Here is a 16711-nt window from a genome sequence, read left to right on the forward strand (position 1 = left end):
CATCCCTCTCGTTGTGGAATCGGTGACGGGTACCGCGGCGTCAGCCGGCCTGGACGGCATCGGCGGCGGCGTCGAACAGCGCCAGCGCCTCGGCGAGTTCGTCCTTCGAGGTGGTGACCGGCGGCATGATCTTCAACATGGCCCCGCCGAGCGTGGACGGCACGCACACCAGCAGGCCGCGTTCGACGCACTCGGCCGCCAGACGCTTGGACGTGTCCGGATCGAGCGCCCCGTCCTCCCCGGTGCACGCGACACCGGCGACCAGGCCCATCGCCCCCACGACCCGGCGCCTGCGGGGCAGGCGGGCCGCCCAGTCGGTCAGCCCTTCGGTGAGTTGGCGGCCGCGCAGTGCGGCCTCGGCCACCAGCCGTCCGTCCGCGTAGAGGGCGAGGTTGGCCTCCGCGGCCGCGAGCGCGACGGGGTTGCCGCTGTGAGTGCTCGTCAGCTCCCCCGGACGCACGTTCTCCGTGAAGCCTTCGTCGCCGATCAGCACCGCCGAGACCGGCAGCGAACCCGACAGGCCCTTGGCCACCAGGAGGAGGTCCGGGCGGACACCGACGTGCTCATGGGCGAAGAGCGTGCCCGTACGCCCGAAGCCCGACTGGATCTCGTCGAAGACGAGGAGCGCGCCCTGCCGGGTGCACCACTCCCGCAGATCCCGGGCGGCCGCCGGGTCGAGCTGCCGCAGGGTCGAACCCTGGTAGATCTCGCCCAGGACGCATGCCACGTCCCGGGGTTGCGCACCGGCCCTGCTCACCGCGGCGTCGATGAGATCGGTGCTCCAGGCCTCGCCGCGTGCCGGGAAGGGCACACGCACGAACACCTCGTCCAGCTCCGGCGCCCAGTCCCGCTGCGCCGCCAGCCCCCCGGACAGCTGGGCTCCGAGGGTGCGGCCGTGGAAGGCGCCCTCGAAGGTGACGACGACGGAGGGGCGGCCGCCCGGCACCCGGCCGGGGCGGGCCATCGCATGACGACTGGAGATCTTCAGGGCGCCCTCGACGGCCTCGGCCCCGGTGGTGTAGAGGACCGATTGGGGGAAGCCGGAGAGCTCCGACAGCGCCCGAACCGTCCGGGCGCGGACCCGCGTCGGGAACATGTACGCGTGCAGCAGGCCCTGCCTGGCCTGCTCGATGATCGCGTTGACGACGTCGGGGCGCGCGTGTCCGGCGTTCGCCGTGAGGATCCCGCTGGTCCAGTCGAGCCATGAGCGGCCCTCCCGATTGAAGACGCGGCTGCCGCTGGCACGTTCCCACACCACCGGGTGCTGGGTGTGCATGGTGGCCGGCTCGTGGCGTCGGAGCGTGTCGAGAACCCAGGCGTCGTCCTCGTCCCCGTACGGCGCGAAGGCGCCGAGGGCGGGCCCGTCGACGGTCAGACCTTCGTTCGTGGGCGCCATGTCAGCGGACCGTCCAGGCGGTGCCGCTGGTGTCCGAGGCGGTCACCGCGACGGCCACCAGCTGCTCCTCGCCGGTGTTGACCAACCCGTAGAACAGGCCCGCCGGCGCCAGGCACACCGTGCCCGCCTCGACGGCCGAGCGGTCCGGCTCGGGCAGCGGCCGCTTGGGCGGCGCGTCCAGGGGGTAGTGCGCGGACGGGACGTAGGCTCCCGCCGCCTCGGGCTCCTGCCCGTCGAAGACCTGGAACTCGCCGCGGCCCTGGACGATCAGGAACATCCCGTCGGCCTGGGGGTGCATGCGCGCGGAGATGTCCTGACCGGGGCTGAGCCGCCAGGCGGACGCCTGCAGCCGTGCGCTCGCCCACAGACCCAGCTTGCGCGGCACGGGGTCGGAGACGGGCTCCGTCGGTACCGCGACAGTACGAAGAACCATTGACTTCCCTTTCTCACGGGGGAACTTCCGATGTGGCCGTGGATCCCGGAGGAGCGCTCCGGTCACGCTTCGAGGACCTGCAGCTGCATGATCTGGGTGAAGTACTTGCCGCTGGGACGGATGGCCACGCCGCCGGTCACCACCCGGATGCGCCGGGTCGTCACCGGTTCGAGCTCTCCCTCGAACCACTCGCCGGCCGCGACGTCGATGTCCTTCGCGGTGAGGACCGTCGTCTCGCCGCCCTGCTCGGGGTAGGCGATGACCTGCAGCGCGACGGGGAATCCGGTCCCGATCACCGGGACGGGGCGCCGCTGGAGGCGGATCGCCAGCGGCAGGCGCGCGCCGCCGAGGTCGATGTCCAGGTACTCGGGCTGGGAGGTGTTGCGGCTGGGGGAGCCCCAGCCGGTGTGAGGGCTCCCGTCGAAGAGGAACTGCTCGTTCCAGAAGTCGTACCGGTGGCATCCGGACGAGTCGGTGACGCGGCAGCCGGTGATGGGGCGGAGCTGGTTCTCGGTCATGACGATCTTCCTTCTCCGGTTCGGGCCGGGGTCAGGGGCGGGAGGCGCTCAGTTCGTCGAGGGCGTTCGGCACGTCGGCGAGGTCGTCGAGGACGATGTCCGCCTCGGACCGGGCCTCCTCGGTGTGTGCCAGGCCGCGGTCGAGCAGGATGGTCGCCATGCCCACACGGCGGGCGCCCGCGAGCTCGTGGTGCTGACCGTCACCGACGAAGGCGCAGGACTGGCCCGAGACCCCCAGCTGATCGGTGGCGTGCAGGTAGATCTCCGGCTGGGGCTTGAGGGCCTTGACCTGGTGGGAGAAGACCGTGACGTCGAAGTGCTTCCGCAGGTCCAGCCGGTCGAATATCCACTCGGCGTGGTCGGAGGCGTTCGACACCAGCCCCAGGACCAGCCCCCGCCTGCGCAGGTGGTCCAGCAGCGGCACGGCCTGCGCATCGGTCTCGAAGCTCGCCACCATGCCGGGGAAGTGGCGTGTGACGGCGGCGCGCACCGCCTCCTGGGGGCAGTGCACACCGGTGGCCTTGGCGGCCAGCGAGATGCGTTCCACGATGCCCGGAACGACTCCCGCCATGGTCTCGTCGTGCAAATCGTCGTAGGCCTGCCTCCACGCTTCGAGGTCCAGGCCGAGGTCGTCGGCGACGCCACGGAAGAACGGATTTCCCGGCTTCCGGTGGACCAGTGTCGAGAACAGGTCGAAGCAGACTCCTTGGAGCGCGTGAATTGTTCTTCCCCTTCCGCTGGGATCGACTCGCGCCACTATTTGATGAACCGTCAAATCACTTGATGTGAAGCAGGTTTAAGGGAGAGTTCGGGTCGGCCCAGCGGCCGTTGGCGCTGTTCGAAGAGGAGGCTCCGCCTGACCCAGTTGAGGCCCATGCGCTCGAAGATCGCATCGTGATCGGCCTCGATCCTCGCCCCGTTGGCCAGGATCTCGTCGATGACGTTCTCGGCCAGCTCGCAGTTGTCGGCCAGGCGCAGGCTCCCCCGCCCGTCACGGTCCACGGTGACCGCGTACGGCGTGTCCTCCATGCCGAACCGGAGCACGTCCACTCCGCTGTCCGGCTGGGCGGCGTACGCCGCCAGGCGGTGCAGGGCGCTGGCGGCGCGACCCCGCTGGGGCCCCACGTCCAGTGGCGCGACGTGCCGGCCCGCCTGTTCCGGCAGTACCGCGGCGCCCACCGTGACGGTCACGTGGCGCCGCTTCACCCTCGGCTCGGCGAGGTCGTACTCCAGCTTCCGGGCGGCGTCCACGACCTGTTTGAACTCCGCGTAGGTCTCGGGGAAGGGAAGGCGCGGGGAGAAGCCGAAGAGCAGGGTGATGTTCAACTGGCCGCTGCCGCCGAGCCGGATCCGCGGGTGCTCGACCGCGTAGCGGGTCATCGCGTAGCTGCGCGGGAACTGGACCCACTCCACCTCGTGGAAGAGGCCGAGTCGCTGCCGGGCCCGTACGGCGCTGCGGTAGACCTCGAACTGGATGAGCGGGGAAGTCCTGCCGTAGTCCGCCCCGTTGCTCGTCGAGTAGGTCTCCAGGACGGTCTTGGTGAGGCGGTCGGACGGCAGGTAGCCGTCGATGATCTTGAGGAACCTCTCGTTGTCGACGAGGTCCGGGCTCAGATCGCCGTACTGGCGCTCCACCTCGTGCATCAACTGCAGTTCGACGGCGGCCTGGACGGTGACGAAGTGCGCTCCGCCCAGGTGCAGCGGGAGACTGCTCTGGCTGATGCGCTCCCATTCGCCGAAACGCTGGATGCTCTCGCGCACCTCGGGGCCGTTTCGGCTGGCTCCGAAGCTGATGAGCATTTCCTTGCAGCGGTGCTGCAAGGAGCGGCTCGTCTGCTGGTAGATGTCATTGCTGGTGGACTGTTCGTGCGTCCTCGGATTTCTGGCGTGGTAATGGTAGTAGCGGCACCCCATGCTGTAGAGGGCTTCTGCCTCGGCGATCAGGGCGAGCGGTGAACTCTTGATGGTCGAGCCGGTACTGATCTGGTCGAGAAGCGCATCGCCGGTCCTGCGGTGGTTTCCCGGCGTGAACTTTGCGCCGGTCGATGCGCAGCCAAGTATGAGGCTCTTTCCGCCTGTTACGGCTTCCATTTCTCCCTACCTATTGTCGTTCACGGGCGGGGAAGTCCGGTCGACGGTGGAACCGGCCCGGCGTCATCGGCACGGAATCCCCGGGAGGACCGGTCCTCATCGCCGTCGCCGGGGTGGCGGGTCGCCGCTCCCTCTTGTGCCCAGCCGCGCAGTTCCGGGGTGGCCAGAACCGCGTCCACCGCTTCCGACACCTGCTCGGGCGAGAGCGTCCGGGGCACGGTGAGCGTGAGCGTGGCCGTGCCGAGGGCGCACGAGAGCAGGGTCGCGCCCCAGGGCGCGGGGAGGCGTGCGATCAGCCGCACTGCCGCGGTCTCGGGAGCGGCGTCGGCGGCTCCGGTGATCCGCACCTGGTACGTGGGCATGATGGGTTCCTCGATTCAGACTTCTGCAATGGCGCACTCAGCCCCAGTCGTGGACGTCGGAGGAGGGCGTGGTGACCGGTATCGGCTCGGTGGTGCCGGCGGTGGCGGTGCCGTGGCCGGTGCCGGCGCCGAGGCAGGTGACGGCGGCGGCCACGGCCGAAATGACGGTGAGAAGGACAGCTTTCCTGGTGGATTTCACGCGAACTGCTGCCTGCATGGGGTCCCCCGTGTCGATGTTTTAGCCATTCTCGAGTCCCGTTGCGGGAACAACTCTGCCTCCGGGCGAGCCGCTGATCGATGGCGCCGTGGCTCCGCTTCCTGCAGGTCGAGATGCCACTTGCTGCAGAGGGGAAATGATCTGGCGACGTATGCGGAGTTTGTCTCGGATGTGGGCGATCCGGACTCGTTGCGGATCACCTGACGCGCACTTTTGAAGAGATAGGCGCGCATGAAATAGTCGAGGCTGGTTGGAGGCCGCCATACGCGGGCGCCGACGCGCAGCAGTGAGGAGGAAGCAGTGACCCAAGCGGACCTGCGGTTTCTGGGAGTCGACTCCGACGACGAGGAGATCTACCGTGTCCTGCTGCGTCGAGGCGGCTTCAGCCGGTCGGAACTCGCGCGCCTGTTGGCCGAGGAGGCGCGGGACGAGGCCGCGGACCAGGATCCGCTGGCCGTCCACCACCGTCTGACCAGGCTGGGGCTGGCGACGGAAACCCTCGGCGGGCTGCTGGCTCCCGTCTCACCGGCCAAGGCCGTGGAAGGACTCGTGGAGCACGCGGTGGGTCGGCTCCGGCACGAACTGGAGCAGGAGGTCGTCAGCAGCGGAATCGTGGACTCGCTGCTCGCCGAGCACGACAAGTCGCTGGACGGGCGGGCCCAGGGCCTCGACCTCAACGTCACGACCGAGCACATCGAGGGAATGCCCTCCGTACGGGCCGCCATCGACGAACTCACCTTCTTCGCCCGGACGGAGAGCCTCACCACCAGCCCGACAGGAGTCCTCAGTCCGGAGAGCATCCGGCACGCGCGGGTGCTGGACGGCCGCATCCTGCGCCGCAACGTGCACATGCGAACCCTCATGGCCTCGACGGCGCTCGAAGACCCCGGCACGATGGACTACCTGTACGAACTCGTGTCGAAAGGCGCGCACATACGGATCTCCTACCTGCCTCTGGAACGCCTCATCATCTGCGACCGGGCCGTGGCGCTCACCCCGATCGATCCGGTGAACACCTCCAGGGGAGCGATCCTCACGCGTGACCCGGGGCTGGTCGCCGCCCTCGTGGCCCTGTTCGAACGCATGTGGCGGACGGCGCACGACCTCCCCTTGGCCGCGGACGGCGAGGCCGCCGGCTCCGACCTCGCCAACGACTTCCAGCGGCGGTTGCTACGTTCTCTCTGCACGGCGCAGAAGGACGAGATAGGGGCGCGGGACCTGGGGATGGCGGTTCGGACCTACCGCAAGCACGTGGCGTCGATCATGCAGCTCCTGGGCGCGGCCAACCGCTTCCAGGCCGCTCTGCTGGCCCGTGAGCGGGGTTGGATCTAGGATCTGGACGGCGGACCGTCGCCGGAGTCGGAGCCGGATCGATGCGAGGGTGGCGGTGCCGTGCCGGTGGCCCGCGACCCGATCGGCGGGCGGACCGCGTCAGACGGCCGCGAGGGTGTCCCAGAAGAGGTGCTCGTACGCCTGGAGCAGCAGCCCGTACTCCCGGGCCGTGTCCAGGGTGGCCGGGTCGAGCGGGGTGGGGCCGAGGGCGGCGGCGGCCTGTTGTTCGAGTTCGGTGGCGGGCTGGGCGAAGAAGTCGAAGAAGGCGCAGGCCTCGGCGGGGAAGCCGTAGTGGGTGCGCAGGGCCTGGGTGATCGTGCCGCAATAGCCGCCCCAAGCCGCGAAGTTGGCGACGAGGGCGGCGGCCGCGGCGGCGGGGCGGCCGTTGAGGGCGAGCCAGGCGAGGTGGGCCGGGTAGGCCTGGCAGCCGGGCAGGGGCGGGCGGCTGCCGAGGGTGTCGGGGTCGAGGCCGGTGGCGTCGGCGAGGGCGGGCAGGGTGCGCAGGGCGGCGCTCTCGCCGTCGGCGAGGGTGGCGAACCAGGCGCCGAGGGGCTGGTCGGCGCAGCGGGCGGCGAGGTACAGCAGGCTGCGGCGGTCGGAGGTGATGATCCGGTGCTGCTGGGCGGCGAGTTCGGCCAGGACGGGGCTCGGGGCCCGGCCGGCGGCGAACGCGGTGACCAGGGCGGGTTCGGCGTCGCCGGGTGCCAACTCGGCGCGCAGGGCCTGGATCTGGTCGAGGATCGGGTGGTTCACCGGTGCCTCCGGGGTGCGGGTCGGTCTGGAGCCCAATTCCTACCGCCTCCGGCCGGGCGCGGGGTCCGCGACAGGCCGGAGAGGCCGGAGAGGCCCCAGGCCGGGTGTCGGCCCGGCCGGGGGCGGGTGGAGCGGGTCGGTCAGGCGCCGGCGCAGGCCTTGGTCACGTCGCCGGAGGCGTCGCGGATCGCCCCGTAGTCGGCCTGCTGGCCCTTGGAGACCTTGCTCACGGCGGTGTCGAGCGCCTTGGAGAGCTTGTCGGTGGCGGAGTTGAGCTTCCCGTCACCGTCGTGGCGGATCTTCTTCACATCGTCGACGACCTTCCGCAGCGCCGCCAGGGTGTGTTCGCGTTTGTCGGCATCGGTGATCTGTCCGACGTTGGTGGCCGAGTCCATCAGGTCCTGGACGTCGCCGGTGAGACTGATGGCCCTCTTCCCGCAGTCGAGGGCCTCGTCGGCGTTCTTGCATGCGGTGAACAACGGGGCGGCCACGAGCAGCGCGAGCGAGGCGGCGGCCAACCGGTACGGCTTCCTTGTCATGTCAGTATCCCTCCCGATGTCACCAACGCCGTTGCGGGGCGCGGCGGTTCCAGTGGGGCGGATGAATGCTCGGTGAAGGCCCGTCGGATATGACGCAACGTCAGATTCCGGTCACAGTGGCAGAGTTGGCGGTCATCGGGTGTCCGGAACCGTGCGGTCGACGGCGCTCAGTGCGACGGTGCCGAAGGCGAACGGCGGCTCGCGGCGCGGTTTCCGGCCAGGGGCGGGCGGGCGCGGCGCGGGGCCCTCGCGGTACAGGTCCAGGACGCCGTGGCGGACGGAGCCGCCGGAGGGGTCGGGAAGGGCCAGGCCCCCGGCGCGCAGGGCCTCGACCACCTCATGGGCCGGCCAGCCGAAGACGTCCACGCCGTACAGGCCGACGGGGCAGGGCGGGCGGTCGTCGTGCGGGTTGCGGGAGACGTACGCGGTCTGGAAGGCGTCCTCCGGCTCGCCTGCCCAGCCGCTCCCGTCCCGGGCGGGGCCGGCGGCGCAGAGGGTGACGCCGAGCCCCGGGAGGGTGAAGTGCAGGGACCAGATCGGGCCGCAGACGAAGGTGTCGCGCACCCCGCCGGGCAGGGCGTCGGCGTGCGGGGCGAAGAGGCGGAGCACCTCCGCCCTGTCGAGGCCGAAGGGCACCTCCGGGAGCGGTGCGGGCAGCCGGAGGCCGCGGCCGGGGAGCAGATCGATGGTCACCCGGCCATGATTCCCGGCTCCGGCGGCCCCGTCCGCCCCTTTTCCGGTTCACCGGAATCGTCAGTTCAGACTGGACAGTCCAGACTGATGAAATTACCGTGGAGCCGTGACCGAGAAGAGCGAGAAGGCTGAGAAGCCCGAGAAGACCGAGACGACTGGGAAGGCCGAGAAGGCGGACACGTCCGCCGCGGCGGCCGCCCGCGAACTGCGCGCCGTGTTCAGCCGGCTGCGCCGCACCCTGAGGGAGGCCCAGGACCTCGGCGAACTCACCCCCTCCCAGACCGCCGTGCTCAGCCGGCTGGCCAACGACGGCCCCGCCTCCGCCAGCGCCCTGGCCGCCGCCGAGCGCGTCCGGCCGCAGTCGATGGCCACCACCCTCGCCGCCCTGGAACAACAGGGGCTGATCGACCGCCGCCCCGACCCCGGGGACGGGCGCCGCCAGGTCGTCAGCCTCACCGGGCCCGGCCTGGCCCGGATCGCCGACACCCGCCAGGCCCGGGAGGAGTGGCTCGCCCGCGCCCTGGAGGAGGACCTCACCGAGGCCGAGCGCGCCACCGTGCTGGCGGCCCTGCCGCTGATCGACCGGCTGAACCGGCGATGAGCGGCCCGGCCGTACGGATACCGCGCTTCGGCAGCCGCAGGCCCGCCGACCCCGACGGGTTCGACCGCCGGCTGATCGCGCCGATGGCGCTCGGCTCGGTGCTCAACCCGGTCAACTCCTCGATGATCGCCGTCGCCCTGGTGCCCGTCGGCGCCGCCTTCGGGGCGCCGCCCGCCGAGACCGCCTGGCTCGTCACCGCGCTCTACCTCGCCACGGCCGTCGGCCAGCCGGTGATCGGGAGGCTGGTCGACACGTACGGTCCGCGCCGGCTCTACCTGGCCGGTACGGCGCTGGTCGGCCTCGCCGGGCTGCTCGGCACGCTGGCGCCCTCCCTGGGGCTGCTGATCGCCGCCCGGGTGCTGCTCGGCCTCGGCACCTCGGCCGCGTACCCCGCCGCGATGCACCTGACCCGCAGCGAGGCCGAGCGCACCGGGCGGGAGAGCCCCACCGGGGTGCTGACGGTGCTCGCCGTCGCCAACCAGACCGTCGCCGTGATCGGCCCGACCCTCGGCGGGCTGCTGATCGGACTGGGCGGCTGGCGGGCCGTCTTCGCCGTCAACGTCCCGCTGTCGCTGGCCTGCCTGGCCCTGGGCGCCGCGCGACTGCCCGTCACCCCGCCCCGCCCGGACGGCGCCCGGGAGGAGGGGCTCGACCACGCGGGGATCGCGCTGTTCGCGGCCGGGCTGATCGCGCTGATGCTGTTCCTGATGGCGCCCCGGAGCGACCGCTGGTACCTGCCGCTGCTCGCCGCCGCCGTGGGCGCGGCCTTCGCGCTGCGGGAGCGGCGCGTGGAGCATCCGTTCATCGACCTGCGCGCCCTCGCCCGCAACCGCCCGCTGATCGCCACCTACCTGCGGCAGGTGCTCGCCTTCACCACGGTGTACGCCTTCCTCTACGGCTACACCCAGTGGCTGGAGCAGGGCCGGGGACTGTCCGCCGCCAAGGCCGGGCTGGTCCTGCTGCCGCTCTCGCTCACCGCCCTCGCCGTCTCCGGCGCCACGGGCCGCAGCCCGGTCGTCCGGGGCAAGCTGCTGGGCGGGGCGGTGCTCCAGATCGGCTCCTGCGCCGCGCTGTTGGCGGTGCGGGCGGACAGCCCGGGGTGGCTGCTGATCGCCGTCGGGGTGCTGGCGGGACTGCCCCAGGGCCTGATCGCGCTGGGCAACCAGACCGCCCTCTTCCACCAGGCCGACCCCGCCGCGATCGCCTCCGCCGCCGGACTGCTGCGCACCTTCATGTACCTGGGCGCGATGGCGGCCTCCGCCGCGAACGCGGCCTTCTACCCCCACGGCGCCACCACGGCGGGGCTGCACCACCTGGCCCTGTTCATGCTCGGGGCGGCGGGGCTGCTGCTGCTCCTCGTCCTCCCGGACCGGTCGCTCGCGAAGCTCCCGCGCCGGTAGGGCGGCCGCTCAAGACCGGCTCCAGGGCGGCTGGAGGGCGACTGGAGGGCCGGGAACGCCGAGACGGGCGACCGTACGATACGGGGTGTTCGGTATTTTTCGGCGGCGTCAGGACAGGGGGCGATGGCGGTGGTGCGGCAGGAACGGGCGGTCCGGACGCGGCGGCTGGTCCTCGAAGCGGCGGCCACCGTCTTCGACGAGCACGGCTTCGAGGGCGCCACCATCGGCCGGGTGCTCGCCCGGGCGGGGGTGACGCGCGGGGCGCTGTACTTCCACTTCGCCTCGAAGCGGGAACTGGCCCGGGGCGTGCTGGCCGAGCAGTTCGGCCGGACGGAGATCCCGCAACGGCACTGCCGCCTCCAGGAGTTCGTCGACCTCGGGATGCTGGTCGCCCACCTGGTGCCGCGCGACCCGATGCTCGGCGCGGGCGCGCGGCTCTCCCTCGGCCGCGACACGTTCGACGGCCCCGACGGTGGCGCCGCCCCCCGGTGGATCCGGCGGGTCGAGGCCGTGCTGACGGCCGCCGCCGGGGCGGGCGAACTGCTGCCGCACGTGGTGCCGGCCGAGACGGCCTGGCTGACGACCGGCGCCTGGACGGGCGTGCGGATCCGGTCGCAGCGGACCGCCGACCCCTCCGACCTGGAACGCAGGGTCGCCGGCCTCTACCGCCACCTCCTCCCGGGCATCACCGTCCCCGGCGTCCTCGCCTCCCTCGACCTCACCGAGGACCGGGGCGCACGTGTGGCCGCCGAACTGGCGGAGGCACGGACCACACCGCCCAGAAAACCGGACGCGCGGTACTGTCCGGCGGGAGGCGCCGAGTAGGGTGACCGGAGTGACGGGGAGGGTGGCGGGACGGCGATGACGCGGAGGACTGCGCGGCTGCGGGTGCGGAACACCTCCGAGGAACCGCTGGAGATGGTGGTCGAGCCCTGGGCGGAGGTGCACGCCGTTCCGCCCGGCCGGTCCTGCGTGGTGTCCACCCACCCGGCGGCGGACGGCAGATGGCCCGGGACGCGCGTGGGGGGAGGAGCCCTTCCTGGTGGACCGGCGCCCCCCGGGCGTCACGGTGTGGCCCAACGGCGTCTGCTTCCACCTCCACGACGATGAGGGCGAACTCGTCGCCGAGGCCGAGCTGGGGGCGTAGGACCGGCCGGGCCCGGGGTGATGCGACGGGCCCGGGCGCGGGTGATCACGGAGGAGTGCCGGGCGCACCCGGGCCGAACTCCTCCTCCCGCAGCGCGAGGTAGCCGCCGAGGAGTCCGTCGGCTCGGAGCATCGCGATGCCCTGGGTGGTGAGCCGGTGCTGCCAGCCGGTCAGGGCGGCGGCCAGGTGGGCGGTGCCGCCGGCACCGCGGATCTGGTGGAGGACGGCGGCGATCCGGGGGAGCGGGTAGTGGCCGCGGCGGAGGAGGTGGGCGAGTTCGGCGTCCCGCAGGTCGGGGGCGAGGTAGACGCGGTGGCCGGTGGTCCGGTCGCGGGCGGGGGTGAGGACTCCGGCGCTCTCCCAGGTGCGCAGGGTCGCCGGGGTGACGCCGAGGTGGTGGGCCACCTCGCCGATGCTGCGCGGGGAGCGGTCCTCCCGCAGGCGGGCGGGGGCGGGCGCGGCGGTCAGGTCGTCGACGGCCTGCCGGACGGCGGCCAGCGTCTCGCGGTCGCGCAGCAGCCGGGCCTGGCCCCGGCCGAGGGCCGTCAGCGCCTCGTCGAGCCGGTCGGCGTGCACGGCCGTCATCACCTCGGCGGCCGTGGCGTGCCCGTAGGCGGCGACGAGCGCCAGATGGGCGCGCAGGGCGGCCGCGTGCAGCCGCGTGTAGACGCGGTACCCGGCGGCCGTACGGGCGGCGGGCGGGAGGAACCCGTCGCGCTCGTAGTTGCGGACGGCCTGGGCCGAGAGGCCGTGCTCGCGGGCGAGATCGGACGGGCGCACCCGGGCTCCGTTTGAGGGTTGGGCCGACAGCGACGGGAAGATCGGCGGAAAAGTCTCAACCGATCCTTCAAGGATACGCTTGAGGCCCATGAACAGGGACATCCGCACCTTCCTGACCCCCTCCTGCCGCCTGCTGGGCCTCGGCGAACCCACCCACCAGGAGCCCGCGTTCGGCCGGGCCCGCAACGCGCTCCTCCGCGACCTCGTCGACGCCGGCTTCCGCTCCGTCGCCCTGGAGACCGACCGGATCGCCGCCCTCGCCGTGGACGACTTCGTCCGCCACGGCACCGGGACGCTCGACACCGCGACGGCCGAGGGGTTCACCCACGGCTTCGGCGAGCTGGAGCCCAACCGGCAGCTCGTCTCATGGCTGCACGCCCACAACCGCGAACTCCCCCCGGAGCAGCGGGTCGCCTTCCACGGCTTCGACGCCCCGACCGAGAACACCACCGCCCCCAGCCCCCGCCCCTACCTCCAACACGCCCTCGACCACCTGGGCGAGACCCTCGACCTCGCGGCGCTCACCGGCCCGGACGAGCGCTGGAGCCGCACCGAGGCCGTCCTCGACGCCGCCGCCTCGCCCGGCGCCACCCCCGAGGCGGCCCGGCTGCGCCTCCTGGCCGACGACCTGCTGAACCGGCTCCACGAACGGGCGCCGGAGCTGATCGCCGCGAGCTCGCCCGAGGCCTGGCTGCGTGCCCGCGCCCACCTCACCACCGGCCTGGGCGTGCTGCGCTACCACGCCCAGGCGGCCGTCCAGGGCCTGGAGTTGAACGAGCGGATCTCCCGGCTGCTCGGCAGCCGGGACGCCCTGATGGCCCGCAACCTGCTGGAGATCCGCGAGATCGAGGCCGGGCGCGGCCCGACCCTGGTGTTCGCCCACAACGCGCACCTGCGGCGCGGCCCCAGCGCCTGGTCGGCCGGGGAGATGCGCACCCGCTGGAGCGGCGCGGGCTCGATCCTGGCGCCGCTGCTGGGCGAGGGCTACGTCTTCGTGGCGGGCAGCCTGGGCCGCAGCGAGCGCATCGGCCTGGACGACCCGGCGCTGGGGACGTACGAGGGCTCACTGCAACACGCCGTCCGGGGCTGGGGGTTGACCGCTCCCGCGACGGCCCGGGGTGAGGCGCGCAGCCTGACCGAGGCCGCCCCGGAGAAGGGCTACTTCCCCCTCGACGACGCCCTCCCGGGCGAGGCGGACGTGCTGCTGCACCTCGCGGACCCGGCCTCCGTCGCCGCGCCGGACGCCTCCTGAGCGCCGCCCGCAGGAGGTTCGCCCAGGTGGGGCGCGGCCTGCGGAGCTGTGGCGCCCCCAGAAGAACGCCGCCGGCGGGCCCGGCCGGTATCACGGTCAGGTGACGGACTGTCAGTGCTCCATCGGATCCGGCCAAGTTGAGCGCCGCCGTCCGTTGGCCGGAAAGGCGGGGTCCGGATAGCGGACGGTGAAATGGACGCGACGGGCGTGGAGCCGTTCGGGGTGGCCCCGGGCCCGTGGTGGCGGCGCGGGCGGCGGCTCTGCCGGGTGGGGCGGGGGCGCGGGCGGGTGGCGGCGGGGCGTCAGGGGCGTGTGAGGACGGGCGGGGGAGTGGCGGAATCCGGCCGCCGCGCGGGTCGTCCGGATTCGGACCCGATGGTTGCCCGTGTCGAATCCGTGACCGAGAGTCGCACCGATGAACGAGACGACACCTCACCCTCGCCCGGCCCGTCTGCTCGGACACCGCGACTTCCGGCTCCTGCTGACCGGCGCCGCGGCCGCCCAGACGGGCAGTCAGGTCACCCTCGTCGCCCTGCCGCTGGTGGCGGTGGTGGTGCTCGACGCCACCGCGTTCGAGGTCGGCCTGCTGACCGCCGCCGAGACCGCCGCCTTCCTGCTCGTCGGCCTGCCGGCCGGCGCCTGGCTGGACCGGATGCGCAAACTGCCCGTCCTGATCCGCGCCGACCTGGTGCGCTGCCTGGCCGTGGGCTCCATCCCGCCCGCGGCGGCGCTCGGGGTGCTCAGCATGGCCCAGCTCTACGTGGTGGCGCTGGTCACCGGCGTGGCGACGGTCTTCTTCGACGTCGCCCACCAGTCCTTCCTGCCCGCCGTGCTGCCGCGCGAGCACCTCGTCGCGGGGAACGGGGCGATCGAGACCGTCCGCTCCAGCGCGCAGATCGTCGGGCCCGGCCTCGGCGGCGGGCTCGTCCAACTGCTGGGCGCCGCAGCCGCGATCGTCGCCGACGCCTGCGGCTACCTGCTCTCCGCGCTGCTGCTCGCCCGCGTCCGCGTCGAGGAGAGCGTGCCCGAACCCGAGCCCGGGCGGTCGCTGCGCGCCGAGATGGCCGAGGGGCTGCGCTTCGTCCTCGGCCACCCGCTGCTGCGGGCGATCGCCGCCGCCACCGCCGTCTCCAACCTGTTCGCCGCCGTCCTGACCGCCGTGCAGACGGTGTTCTGGGTCCGGGTGCTGGACCTCGCGCCCGGCGCCATCGGCGCGCTGCTCTCCGTCTCCGCCCTCGGCGGCCTGGCGGGCGCGCTGTGCGCGGGGTGGCTGGCCCGGCGGCTCGGGCAGGCCCGGCTGATCTGGCTCGCCACCGTGGCCACCGCGCCGTTCGCGCTGCTGTGGCCGCTCTCCGGTCGCGGCGCCGGAGTGCTGCTCTTCGGCCTCGCCTCCGCCGTGGTGCTGTTCGGCGCCGTGGCCTACAACGTCGCCCAGGTGAGCTTCCGCCAGAGCGTCTGCCCGCCCGCGCTGCTCGGCCGGATGAACGCCACCATGCGCTTCCTGGTCTGGGGCACCCTGCCGCTCGGCGGACTGCTCGGCGGCGCCGTCGCCGACGCGGCCGGGCCGCGCGCCGCGCTGTGGCTGTGCGCGGCCGGATTCGCCCTCGTGCCGCTGCCGCTGCTGCTGTCCCCGCTGCGGGGGATGCGCGAACTGCCCGCGCCCGCCGCCGAGGAGGAGGCCGCGAGCCCGACCGCCGCCTAGGCCCCGCCCGCTGCCTAGGCCCCGCCCGCTGCCTAGGCCCCGCCCGCCGCCTAGGCCCCGACCGCCGCCCGGGCCCCGACCCGAGCCACCCCGCCGAGCCGAGACACGGAAACCGGAGACCAGCCCCGTGCCCGCCAGCATCACCGCCGCCTACCTCGACCGGTACCGCGCCCTCGCCGCCGACTCCCCGGCCGGACTGCTCCCGCTCACCGGAGCCCAGCGGCGCTTCCTCATCGGCCGCCGCCTCGCCCCGCAGGGCGGCCGCTCCGACCTCGTCCCGCTGTTCTTCGCCTACCCGCGCGGCACCGTCGACCCCGGCCGCCTCGCCCGCGCCGCCACCGCCGTCGCCGCCCGCCACCCCGCCCTGTGCGGCGCGTTCGCCACCGTGCGCGGCACGCCCGTCCTGCGCGTCGGCGGCCCCTCGGCCGAGGCAGCCCGGGTGCCCGTCGCCCCCGGCGAAACCGCCGAGGGCGCCCTGCTCGCCGCCCTGCTCGACTGGCCGGCGGACGGACCGGCCCTGCGCCTGCTGCTCGCCCGCGCACCCGACGGCGAGGAGGAGATCCTCGCCCTCGCCCTCGACCACGCGGCCTGCGACGAGCACGCCCTGGGCGTCCTCACCGCCGAACTCACCGAGGCCTACGCGACCGGCGAGCAGCCCGCCGCCGGCCCCGACCGGGCCGCCCTCGACGCCTACCGCGAGGCCGTGCACCTCCAGCTCGCCGCCGAGGACGCCGCCGCCACCCCCGCCGCCCACGCCCACTGGGGCCGCCGCCTCGCCGCGCTCACCGGCGCCGGAGGCGGCACGGCCCACGGCACCGCCCTGCTCAGCGCCCGCCTGCCCGCCGCCGGGGGCGCCGCCCGCACCGCCGTCTTCCCCGCCCTGCTGGACGCCGTCGGCACCGCCGCCCACCACCTGTACGCGACGGACGGGCCGCTCGCGCTCGGCTACCCGTGGGGCGGCCGACCGCCCGGCGCGCCCGCCGCGCTCGGCTGCTTCCTCAACACCCTCGTCCACCCGGCCGGTTCGCACACCGCGGACCTCGAGGCCCTCGCCGACGACTGGTGGGAGGACCTCGACCACGCCGGCACCCCCTTCGACGAGGTCGTCCGGGCCGCCCGCGCCGCCGGAGCCGGCTGGACCGGCGCCCTGGACGCCGTGCTCACCCTGGAGGACCTGGGCCGCCGCCCGCCGCTCGCCTTCGACGGCGTCCCCGGCCGGGAGACCCACCTGGGCGGGCGCCCCCTGGCCGCTCCCCTCGCCGTCTCCGCCTCCCACGGCACCGACCTGCTCGTCAAGTTCGCCTGGGACGAGGGCCGCTTCCCGGCCGCCTCCGCCCGTACGGCCTTCGAGAGGATGCTCGCCGCCCTGCGCGGCCACCTCTCCTGACCGCCCGAGACCCCCTCGGGCCGAGCGCCCCCCACCCCGTGACGCCCGGCCCACCGGCCCGGTGCGGGCCCACCTGCGCCCGCACCGGCCACCCGCACCACCGACATG

At 73.6% G+C, this 16711-nt stretch carries 17 protein-coding genes; 7 read left to right on the forward strand and 10 right to left on the reverse strand.

The window, feature by feature from the left end; all coding sequences use genetic code 11:
* Positions 1 to 40 precede the first annotated feature (40 nt).
* The 6 genes from ACIRRS_RS34660 to ACIRRS_RS34685 all read right to left on the reverse strand — a co-directional run bounded on the left by ACIRRS_RS34660 (position 41) and on the right by ACIRRS_RS34685 (position 4800).
* A complete protein-coding gene (locus tag ACIRRS_RS34660) occupies positions 41 to 1396 on the reverse strand; it encodes an aminotransferase class III-fold pyridoxal phosphate-dependent enzyme (RefSeq protein WP_402979736.1) in 1356 nt (451 codons plus the stop codon).
* A gap of 1 nt (position 1397) precedes the next feature.
* Positions 1398 to 1829 carry a cupin domain-containing protein gene (locus ACIRRS_RS34665; protein WP_402979739.1) on the reverse strand — a complete coding sequence of 144 codons (432 nt, stop codon included), beginning with the start codon at positions 1827 to 1829 and terminating at the stop codon, positions 1398 to 1400.
* Positions 1830 to 1891: 62 nt separating this feature from the next.
* Positions 1892 to 2347: a discoidin domain-containing protein gene (locus ACIRRS_RS34670; RefSeq protein ID WP_402979742.1), complete on the reverse strand. Its 456-nt coding sequence runs from the start codon at positions 2345 to 2347 to the stop codon at positions 1892 to 1894.
* 31 nt (positions 2348 to 2378) lie between these two features.
* On the reverse strand, positions 2379 to 3104 hold the full coding sequence (locus ACIRRS_RS34675) for an HAD family hydrolase (RefSeq protein ID WP_402979744.1): 726 nt from the start codon (positions 3102 to 3104) through the stop codon (positions 2379 to 2381).
* A 14-nt stretch (positions 3105 to 3118) separates the two neighbouring features.
* Complete coding sequence (locus ACIRRS_RS34680) at positions 3119 to 4147, reverse strand: hypothetical protein (RefSeq protein WP_402979747.1); 1029 nt, start codon at positions 4145 to 4147, stop codon at positions 3119 to 3121.
* A gap of 311 nt (positions 4148 to 4458) precedes the next feature.
* Positions 4459 to 4800, reverse strand: coding sequence for a hypothetical protein (locus tag ACIRRS_RS34685; RefSeq protein WP_402979748.1), 342 nt, complete (start codon positions 4798 to 4800; stop codon positions 4459 to 4461).
* Between the two features lie 517 nt (positions 4801 to 5317).
* On the opposite strand from ACIRRS_RS34685, the gene ACIRRS_RS34690 reads away from it, so the two are divergent.
* Positions 5318 to 6349 (forward strand): helix-turn-helix transcriptional regulator, encoded by a 1032-nt coding sequence (locus tag ACIRRS_RS34690; protein ID WP_402979751.1) that lies wholly within the window; start codon positions 5318 to 5320, stop codon positions 6347 to 6349.
* Positions 6350 to 6448: 99 nt separating this feature from the next.
* On the opposite strand, the gene ACIRRS_RS34695 is transcribed toward ACIRRS_RS34690, so the two are convergent.
* From ACIRRS_RS34695 to ACIRRS_RS34705, 3 genes are all read right to left on the reverse strand, one after another.
* Positions 6449 to 7102, reverse strand: coding sequence for a transcriptional regulator (locus ACIRRS_RS34695; protein WP_402979754.1), 654 nt, complete (start codon positions 7100 to 7102; stop codon positions 6449 to 6451).
* Positions 7103 to 7242: 140 nt separating this feature from the next.
* Positions 7243 to 7641, reverse strand: coding sequence for a hypothetical protein (locus ACIRRS_RS34700; protein WP_402979757.1), 399 nt, complete (start codon positions 7639 to 7641; stop codon positions 7243 to 7245).
* A gap of 132 nt (positions 7642 to 7773) precedes the next feature.
* Positions 7774 to 8334 (reverse strand): hypothetical protein, encoded by a 561-nt coding sequence (locus ACIRRS_RS34705; RefSeq protein ID WP_402979760.1) that lies wholly within the window; start codon positions 8332 to 8334, stop codon positions 7774 to 7776.
* 106 nt (positions 8335 to 8440) lie between these two features.
* On the opposite strand from ACIRRS_RS34705, the gene ACIRRS_RS34710 reads away from it, so the two are divergent.
* From ACIRRS_RS34710 to ACIRRS_RS34720, 3 genes are all read left to right on the forward strand, one after another.
* On the forward strand, positions 8441 to 8935 hold the full coding sequence (locus tag ACIRRS_RS34710) for a MarR family winged helix-turn-helix transcriptional regulator (RefSeq protein ID WP_402979763.1): 495 nt from the start codon (positions 8441 to 8443) through the stop codon (positions 8933 to 8935).
* Positions 8932 to 10335, forward strand: coding sequence for an MFS transporter (locus ACIRRS_RS34715; RefSeq protein WP_402979766.1), 1404 nt, complete (start codon positions 8932 to 8934; stop codon positions 10333 to 10335). Before ACIRRS_RS34710 ends, ACIRRS_RS34715 begins: the two co-directional genes overlap by 4 nt.
* Before the next feature lie 123 nt (positions 10336 to 10458).
* Positions 10459 to 11160 (forward strand): ScbR family autoregulator-binding transcription factor, encoded by a 702-nt coding sequence (locus ACIRRS_RS34720; RefSeq protein ID WP_402979769.1) that lies wholly within the window; start codon positions 10459 to 10461, stop codon positions 11158 to 11160.
* A 367-nt stretch (positions 11161 to 11527) separates the two neighbouring features.
* Here ACIRRS_RS34720 and ACIRRS_RS34725 read toward each other — a convergent pair whose 3' ends face one another.
* The gene (locus ACIRRS_RS34725; protein ID WP_402979772.1) at positions 11528 to 12262 is read right to left on the reverse strand and encodes a MerR family DNA-binding transcriptional regulator; all 735 of its coding nucleotides are present in this window, start codon (positions 12260 to 12262) and stop codon (positions 11528 to 11530) included.
* An 88-nt stretch (positions 12263 to 12350) separates the two neighbouring features.
* Here ACIRRS_RS34725 and ACIRRS_RS34730 point away from each other — a divergent pair, with 88 nt between their 5' ends.
* The 3 genes from ACIRRS_RS34730 (at position 12351) to ACIRRS_RS34740 (ending at position 16603) form a co-directional block, all read left to right on the forward strand.
* A complete protein-coding gene (locus ACIRRS_RS34730; RefSeq protein ID WP_402979775.1) occupies positions 12351 to 13514 on the forward strand; it encodes an erythromycin esterase family protein in 1164 nt (387 codons plus the stop codon).
* Between the two features lie 415 nt (positions 13515 to 13929).
* The gene (locus ACIRRS_RS34735; RefSeq protein ID WP_402979778.1) at positions 13930 to 15216 is read left to right on the forward strand and encodes an MFS transporter; all 1287 of its coding nucleotides are present in this window, start codon (positions 13930 to 13932) and stop codon (positions 15214 to 15216) included.
* 127 nt (positions 15217 to 15343) lie between these two features.
* The gene (locus ACIRRS_RS34740) at positions 15344 to 16603 is read left to right on the forward strand and encodes a non-ribosomal peptide synthetase (protein WP_402979781.1); all 1260 of its coding nucleotides are present in this window, start codon (positions 15344 to 15346) and stop codon (positions 16601 to 16603) included.
* Positions 16604 to 16711: the final 108 nt, after the last annotated feature.

This window comes from Kitasatospora sp. NPDC101183 (genome assembly GCF_044767945.1).
Classification (GTDB): domain Bacteria; phylum Actinomycetota; class Actinomycetes; order Streptomycetales; family Streptomycetaceae; genus Kitasatospora.